An 8,189-nucleotide genomic window follows, 5' to 3' on the forward strand; every position below is an offset into this window, starting at 1 on the left:
AAATAATATTTTTTAATATAATTAAAACTGATATATTGTTTTCATACTAATTATGCAATGAAATTTTCTAGTTAGTAGAATTGTATTTTTAGAGGGATCGAAATAATCTTAGAAAACCAATTTTTTTTAAATCCAAAAAGTAAAATACTTACTCCGTAAAAAATTGAATTATAAATCGACTGAAATGTATGAAAATTGGAAAGGATATGTACTTATAAACATTTCTATGTTAACAACGAGAAAATCATCTTAAAATCAGGTCTAAAATTAAAATAAAGAGCGCTATTGAATTATTTTTACAAAACCAATAATAGAGTTATCTTAATATTAAAAACGTCTTAAAATTAATATATGAAAGCTGATTTTAATCTATAAAAACTATATAAAATTTCAAAACAATAACTAATACAAATAATAGATAAAACAATATATAATAAACAATTACATAAATAAAATTGATAATTAATTTTCATCCTATTTTTAAAGTTGGGAGAATTATTTTTTGATTTGTCAAAATGATTTCAAAACATGAAATTGTAAAATCAAAATTGTAAAACAGTAGCTAAGTGATAAATTGAATTGAATATCGTGTAAAATGTATCAGAATTGTAAAGATCCTATACTTATAAACATTTAGATGTTAACAACGACAAAATCATCTTAAAATTAAGTCTAAAACTAAAATAAACAACGCTAATTAATTATTTTTATAAAAATGATAATTATACTGACTGATTATTAAAAACGTCTTAAAATCAATTTATGGAGGTTAATTTTAATCTAATAAAACTATTAAATTTTACTTTTTAATAGAAATTATAAATAATAAAAAAGCGCTTATAAAAAGCGCTTTTCGATAACTAAAATTGATATTATTTTTTTAACATTTCTTCCAAAAGTTCCTTTTCTCTATCGGAAGCATTTTTTGGAGGATTTGAATATAATTTCTGAATTTCTTCTTCAAACTGATTTACAAAATCAGAATCTGATTCTTTATCTCTTAAATTCAAAAGTGCTTTCGAACGAACATAAGTAGATTCGCTTCGTAAAGACATAGTATAAAACTTTTTGATTTCTTCGGCATCAAAGTCAGAAGATTTTAAATTTGAAAATTTCAAAATAAAGTTAGCAAACAACAAAGAACTCTTATTATTGTTAATATTCTTTTTGAAAGAATTTTGTAATAAAGAGAAACTAGAAATAGTTGCAATGGTTTCCCCTATTGCTTTTTCAATAGCCAAACGTTCCGGTTTAGTTTCAACTTTAAAATATTTATTGATGTCTTTTAAAGAATTATTAATGCTATTTTCTTCTTTTTTACCTTTTTCTTCCCAAGCATCTTTAAGTCCAACAGTCTTGTTAAACACTAATTTTGAAGGAGTTGAATCTTTATCAACAGTAAAATAACCTAAACGTTGAAATTGAAATTTATCTTCATTTTGAGCTGTTGCTAAACTTGGTTCTACAAATCCAGTAACTATTTCTAATGAATTTGGATTTACAAAATCTAAGAAATTTTTCTCTTTATGACTATCTGGAGCTTCATCTATAAACAAACGATCGTACAAACGAACTTCTGCTTCTACTGCATGAGCAATCGAAACCCAGTGTAACGTTCCAGATACTTTGCGTTGGCTTGCTTCACTTCCACTTCCACTTAAAGAATCAGTATCATAAGTAACATGAATTTCTGTAATATTTCCTTCAGCATCTTTTATAACACTTTCTCCCTTAATGATATAAGCATTTTTAAGACGTACTTCTTTTCCTAATGTTAAACGGAAAAATTTAGCAGGAGCTTCTTCCAGAAAGTCTTCTCTTTCTATATATAATTCTCTTGAAAATGGTACTTTTCTGAATCCAGCTGTATCATCTTCCTGGTTATTTTCTGCGTCAAGCAACTCTTCTTTTCCTTCAGGATAATTAGTAATTACCAATTTTACAGGATCTAAAACAGCCATTACACGAGGTGCAATTTTGTTTAAATCTTCACGAATACAAAACTCTAAAACGGATACACTTATTAAATTATCACGTTTTGCAATACCTGTAGAATTAGCAAAATTACGTAATGAAGCAGCAGTATAACCTCTTCTTCTTAATCCAGAAATTGTTGACATTCTTGGATCATCCCAACCATTAACATGGTGTTCTTTAACTAGTTGTTGCAATTTTCTTTTACTTACAACTGTATGCGAAAGATTACGTCTTGCAAATTCTCTTTGCTTAGGACGTAGTTTATTATCATCTATAATTTGGTCTAAAAACCAATCGTATAATTCACGGTGTGGCAAAAATTCTAGTGTACAAAATGAGTGTGAAATACCTTCTAGATAATCACTTTGTCCATGTGCCCAATCGTACATTGGATAAATTTTCCAGGCATCTCCTGTTCTATGATGTTCTTTATGTAAAATTCTGTACATAATAGGGTCACGCATCAACATATTGGTAGATTTCATGTCTATTTTTGCACGCAAAATATGAGTTCCAGCCTCAAATTCTCCATTTCTCATTCTTTCGAATAAGTCTAGATTCTCTTCTACAGAACGATTTCTATATGGGCTATCTGTACCTGTTGTAGATGGTGTTCCTTTTTGAATAGCCATATCTTCAGAAGATTGACTATCAACATAAGCTTTATCTTTTTTAATTAATAAAACTGCCCAATCATATAATTGTTGAAAATAATCGGATGCATAACGCTCTTCTGACCAAGTATAACCTAACCATTCAACATCATTTTTTATTGCATCAACAAATTCTTGTTCTTCCTTTTCAGGATTAGTATCATCAAAACGTAAATTCACAGGAGATTGATAATCAAGTCCTAATCCAAAATTTAAAGCAATAGAACTTGCGTGACCAATATGTAAATAACCATTTGGTTCTGGTGGAAAACGAAAATGAAGTTTATTTTTTGATAGACCTGATTTTAAATCTTCTTCTATGATTTGTTCAATAAAATTTAGTGATTTTTCTTCTTTTTCACTTTCTTTATTTAGTTTATCATAAATAAAATAATATAGTATAAATTTATTGTCTTGATTGTTTTCTTTCAAAAAAGAATCTAAATATTCTTTAAATTTTATTTGTTTACCACTATCATTATTAAATATTTTTTTAAAAAATGAATTATTAATAACCTCATTCAAAGCTAATTGAGAATTTAAATCTTTAATACTATAATTTTTTTTATTAAAAATTTGAGGTCCAAAGCTTATAATAAATTTTTCTAAAAATAATCTGTCAATTTCAACTGAATTATTTTTTATTAAACTACTATCTTTTATTAATTCTTCTAAGTCGATGTTCATAATCATATATTTGTAATGCAAAGATAACTTTAAAAAAATTATTAATAAATCACTATTTTTGATAAAAAATACAAAATGGGAATTATTAAACTAAAAAATATTCGTACTTTTTCTTACCACGGATGTTTAATTGAAGAAGGAAAAATTGGATCTGACTATGAAGTGAATTTAGAAATTCATGCCAATTTAAGAAAATCTGCCGAGTCTGATCATCTTGCCGATACTGTTGATTATGTACATTTAAACAAAATTGTGGAAGAAGAAATGGCAATTAGATCTAAATTATTAGAACATGTTGCCAAAAGAATCATTACAAGAGTACTAGATGAGATTCCGATGATCACAAAAACAATAGTAGAGGTTTCTAAAATTAATCCTCCTATTGGTGGTGATGTTGAGTCGGTTACAATTAGAATGAAAGAAACTAGAAAGAAGTAAAATTATTTCTTTTAATAATTTTTAAAAATAGTTGGCTTTAAGTTTTTAAAATTTAAAGATTATGGTTACTTTTGCCATCCGTTCAACAATGGCGTCGTGGCCGAGCGGCTAGGCTGGGCTCTGCAAAAGCTCCTACTCCGGTTCGAATCCGGACGATGCCTCAAAAAGAGATACAGAAATGTGTCTCTTTTTTTTGTGCTTAATTTTTACTGCTTTATGTCAGACTTAATGGAGTTGAAGTCTTATATGAGAGTGTAATTATCTTTGTAAAATTTTTGAACTTTAATAAAGAGTTTCAAAGCTTTTAAACATAAAAAAACCTCTCATAATGAGAGGTTTAAAACTATACTTTGTAGTTATTAACAATTACTTTTCTATCTTCTCAAAAGCATGTTTAACCATTTCTTTTTCTTTTGGAAACCATCCTTGAATAATTAAAACAAAACCAAAAATCATTAGAACAACACTTATTCCTTTTTTAATTTTAAGAATATTAGATGGTGTCATCTTAGACTTTAATTGCTTTGCTAAAACAATTTTAATACAATCTATAACAAGATAAGTTACTACTACTGTAACAAAAAATGTCATCATTCTAGAAGTTTGCATTTCTAATTTTGGACCGATTGAAATAATGATCGCAACCCAAAAACCAAGAACTCCAATGTTAATAACGTTTAGGAAAAACCCTTTTACAAAAAGACTTCCGTAGTTTCTTTTGATAATATCACGGTCTATTTCTTCGTCATTTATTTTCTCCTCTTTCTTGAGTTGTACAAACGAAATAATACCATAAGCTAACATGATTATACCACCAAAAATGAAAAGAGCTGGTTTATCTTGTAAACTTTTAATTAATCTATAACTTCCTAAATAAGCTATAGCTATAAAGAAAATATCTCCTAGAATTACACCTAAATCAAAAACTAATGCAGCTCTAAAACCTTTGGTAATACTTGTTTCAAGTAATATAAAAAATACTGGGCCTACCATAAAGCTTAAAAATACTCCCCATGGAATCCCTGCTAAAATATCATTTATCATTAAAATACAATTTCGATTTATTCTTCTTTCTCTTCAATCTTACCGCCCAGAACCGTTTTTTGGTTAATTTGTTTAGGTTTACCATAGATGTAAATATAGCCTCCAGCGTTAACTTTTGCATCAACTAAGGTAGTAGCATAGATTTCAGCATTTCCTCCCGCAGAAACGTTTATTGTCGTTTGTGAGGTATGTAATGTTCTTGCTCTAAGAATTCCTCCTGAACCTAAATTAGCAACTTGTGTTTTAGCATCTCCAGATACTTTTATAATTCCTCCAGAAACAGCTCTTACTTTGGCATTATCAACATCTAAAATTACATTGATTTCTCCTCCTTCTTTAGAGTTTAAATCAATTGTTGTTTGCTTGAAAGTTTCTTTACTAGAAACAATACTTCCTTCGCTTACATCAATGCTTTCGATACGTTTGTAATAAAGCTGGATAGAAACATCATCTCCTGACATTAATTTAGGAAAAGGCATTCTTAGTTTTAGTTCTCCGTTTTTATTAACAACTTCTACTTCACTTTCTCTTTTTCCTTTTATAACTATCTTGTTTTCTGAACTTTCAATTAATGTAATACTCAATTTATCGAATACTTTCACTTTATCAAAATCCCCTAAACTTTTGGTTACCTGACCAAATGACATTTGTACAAATAAAATTGCAACTCCAATCAAAATCTTTTTCATGTTTTCCCTTTTAAATTTTTACTGTTTATTCTGCTCTTCTTAAAAAATGAAAATCTAATTGTTTTTTAACTAAATCGGCATTTTTAACTTTAACGTAAATCTCATCGCCTAATTGTAATATCTTATCTGAAGTAGCTCCAACAAGCGCATATTGTTTTTCATCAAATGTATAATAGTCATCTTTTATCTCTCTGATTCTTACCATACCTTCGCATTTATTAGAAACAATTTCAACATAAATTCCCCATTCTGTAACTCCAGAAATAACACCCAAGAATTCTTCATCTCTATGATCTTGCATGTATTTAACCTGCATGTATTTAATACTATCACGCTCAGCATTTGTAGCTAAACCTTCCATATTTGAACAATGTAAACACTTGGTTTCGTATGTTTCTTCATCTACAGATTTTCCTCCGTCTAGATAATACTGCAATAATCTATGTACCATAACATCTGGATAACGACGTATTGGTGAGGTAAAATGGCTATAATAATCAAAAGCTAAACCATAATGACCAATATTATCTGTCGAATATTTGGCTTTACTCATACTTCTAATAGCAAGAGTATCAATTAAGTTTTGTTCTTTTTTACCATTAACTTCTTCCATTAAAGCATTTAATGATTTAGATATATCTCCTTTATTTCGGAAATCTATCTTGTAACCAAACTTAGCAATAACCGATTGCATGGCTATTAATTTATCTTCATTTGGTTCATCGTGAATTCTATAAACAAATGTTTTCTTTTGTTTACCAATGTATTCGGCAACTTTTCTGTTTGCCAAAAGCATAAACTCTTCGATTAAATGGTTGGCATCTTTCGAAACTTTAAAATAAACTCCTTCTGGTTCTCCTTCGGCATTCAAATCAAATTTAACTTCGACTTTATCAAAAGAAATAGCTCCATTGGCCATTCTTTTCTTTCTTAAAATCTTTGCTAATTCATCCAGTTTTAAAGTTGCATTTACAATTTCGTCCGAAACTACATAAGAACTTCCTGTAATAGAAGTTTCTTCTGGAATTGTATTATCTTTTGTTTCAATAATATATTGTGCTTCTTCGTAAGCAAATCGCTGATCAGAGTATATTACTGTTCTACCAAACCATTGGTTAATAACTTGTGCATTTTCTGATACTTCAAAAACTGCCGAGAAAGTATATTTCTCTTCGTTAGGTCGTAATGAACATGCAAAGTTAGATAACACTTCAGGAAGCATTGGTACTACTCTATCGACTAAATATACTGATGTTGCACGTTGATAAGCTTCATCATCAAGGATAGTTCCTTCCTCCAGATAATACGAAACATCGGCAATATGAATACCTATCTCGTAATTTCCGTTTTCTAATTTCTTGAAAGATAAGGCATCATCAAAATCTTTTGCATCTTTTGGATCTATCGTAAACGTAAGCGTATCACGCATATCACGACGTTTAGCAATTTCGCTTTCTTGTATAGATGTATCTATTTTTTGTGCATAAACCTCTACTTCTACTGGGAAATCTGATGGTAAACCGTATTCAGCCAGAATAGCATGAATCTCAGTATCGTGTTCTCCAGGTTTTCCTAAAACTTTAACTACTGATCCAAACGGACTATCAGCTCTTTTTGGCCAATCTTCTATCGTAACTAAAACAACATCACCATTTTGTGCCTCACCTATTTTATCTTTTGGAATAAAAATATCAGTGTACATTTTAGGATTTGCAGTAGAAACAAAAGCGAAGTTGTTCTGAATGTCAATAACTCCAACAAAGTCAGTTTTATTTCTTTCAATTACTTCAATTACTTCTCCTTCAGGACGTTTCCCTTTTCTTCTATTATAAACGTAAACTTTTACTTTATCTTTATCTAGTGCACGATTTAAATTATTTGTGGGGATAAAAACATCTTCAGTAAAATCAGGACAAATAAAATATGCTGTTTTACGACTTGTCATATCAATCGTACCTTCGTAATAATCCTGACTAATTGCTTTGATTAAATATTTACCTGGTTCTGATTCTACAATCTTATTTTGAGAAGCCAGAATCTTTAAATCTTTTATAATTTGGTTACGACTTTTAGTATCGTCTAGTTCGAGCTTCGCTCCTATTTGTTTGTAATTAAATGGTTTATTAGCATGTTGCGATAAAATTTTTATAATCTTACTTGAGAAATCTTTCTCATTCTTTATCGGTTTTCTAATTTTCTTACTCATATATCTTTTCTTATAAGGTTTAAAATTACAAAGAAGATATCAGATAATACTTTTTAGGGTACATTTTATTAAAAATATAACTTTCAAAGGGAGACATTTATTGATTTTCAAAGGTCATTTGTAATTAGCATACTTAAATTACTGTTAGCTACAAATTTTTAGTAATGCTCATTTCGTATCTTTACGAAAAGACCTTTATGGAAAGCTTTAAAACTATTGCTACATTCAATTATCTGCACGAAACAGTCGTTCTAAAACACTTACTAGAACAAGATGACATTCCATACTACCTGGAGAACGAAATGACCTTATCAGTGGCTCCTTTTTACTCAGCAGCTTTGGGCGGGATCAAACTCAACGTTCATCCAGAGGATTTCGAAAGAGTTCAGGAAATTCTTGACAACCTCAATAATCCACTTTCAATCGTATAAATTCAAATTCTCAAATTTTTTTTCTTTTTAAATTTTCAAAGTTGTCAACATATATTATATATAT

General features: G+C 29.0%; 6 protein-coding genes and 1 tRNA gene. 3 read left to right on the plus strand and 4 right to left on the minus strand.

The genetic code is table 11. The features are described from left to right. Nucleotides 1–872: 872 nt before the first annotated feature. Nucleotides 873–3,317 carry a glutamine--tRNA ligase/YqeY domain fusion protein gene (locus tag B8T70_RS22150; RefSeq protein WP_242667543.1) on the minus strand — a complete coding sequence of 815 codons (2,445 nt, stop codon included), beginning with the start codon at nt 3,315–3,317 and terminating at the stop codon, nt 873–875. 75 nt (nt 3,318–3,392) lie between these two features. Here B8T70_RS22150 and folB point away from each other — a divergent pair, with 75 nt between their 5' ends. Together folB and B8T70_RS24000 are read left to right on the plus strand one after the other, a co-directional pair. Then, entirely contained in the window at nt 3,393–3,755 is a 363-nt protein-coding gene (gene folB / locus B8T70_RS22155; protein WP_086896257.1) for a dihydroneopterin aldolase, read from the plus strand. 90 nt (nt 3,756–3,845) lie between these two features. After that, nucleotides 3,846–3,916 (plus strand) — tRNA-Cys (locus tag B8T70_RS24000). A gap of 205 nt (nt 3,917–4,121) precedes the next feature. Here B8T70_RS24000 and B8T70_RS22160 read toward each other — a convergent pair. The 3 genes from B8T70_RS22160 to rnr are packed head-to-tail and all read right to left on the minus strand — an operon-like array spanning nt 4,122 to nt 7,694. Next, nucleotides 4,122–4,799, minus strand: a complete 678-nt coding sequence (locus B8T70_RS22160; RefSeq protein WP_039113295.1) for a LysE family translocator — start codon at nt 4,797–4,799, stop codon at nt 4,122–4,124. A 17-nt stretch (nt 4,800–4,816) separates the two neighbouring features. Continuing rightward, nucleotides 4,817–5,488 carry a head GIN domain-containing protein gene (locus tag B8T70_RS22165; RefSeq protein ID WP_039113297.1) on the minus strand — a complete coding sequence of 224 codons (672 nt, stop codon included), beginning with the start codon at nt 5,486–5,488 and terminating at the stop codon, nt 4,817–4,819. Nucleotides 5,489–5,513: 25 nt separating this feature from the next. After that, nucleotides 5,514–7,694, minus strand: coding sequence for a ribonuclease R (rnr, locus tag B8T70_RS22170; RefSeq protein WP_039113298.1), 2,181 nt, complete (start codon nt 7,692–7,694; stop codon nt 5,514–5,516). 197 nt (nt 7,695–7,891) lie between these two features. Between rnr and B8T70_RS22175 the strand changes: the two genes are divergently transcribed. Further along, nucleotides 7,892–8,125, plus strand: coding sequence for a putative signal transducing protein (locus B8T70_RS22175; RefSeq protein ID WP_086896258.1), 234 nt, complete (start codon nt 7,892–7,894; stop codon nt 8,123–8,125). The last annotated feature ends 64 nt before the right edge of the window (nt 8,126–8,189 follow it).

It is taken from the genome of Flavobacterium sp. AJR (assembly GCF_002156885.1).
GTDB lineage: Bacteria > Bacteroidota > Bacteroidia > Flavobacteriales > Flavobacteriaceae > Flavobacterium.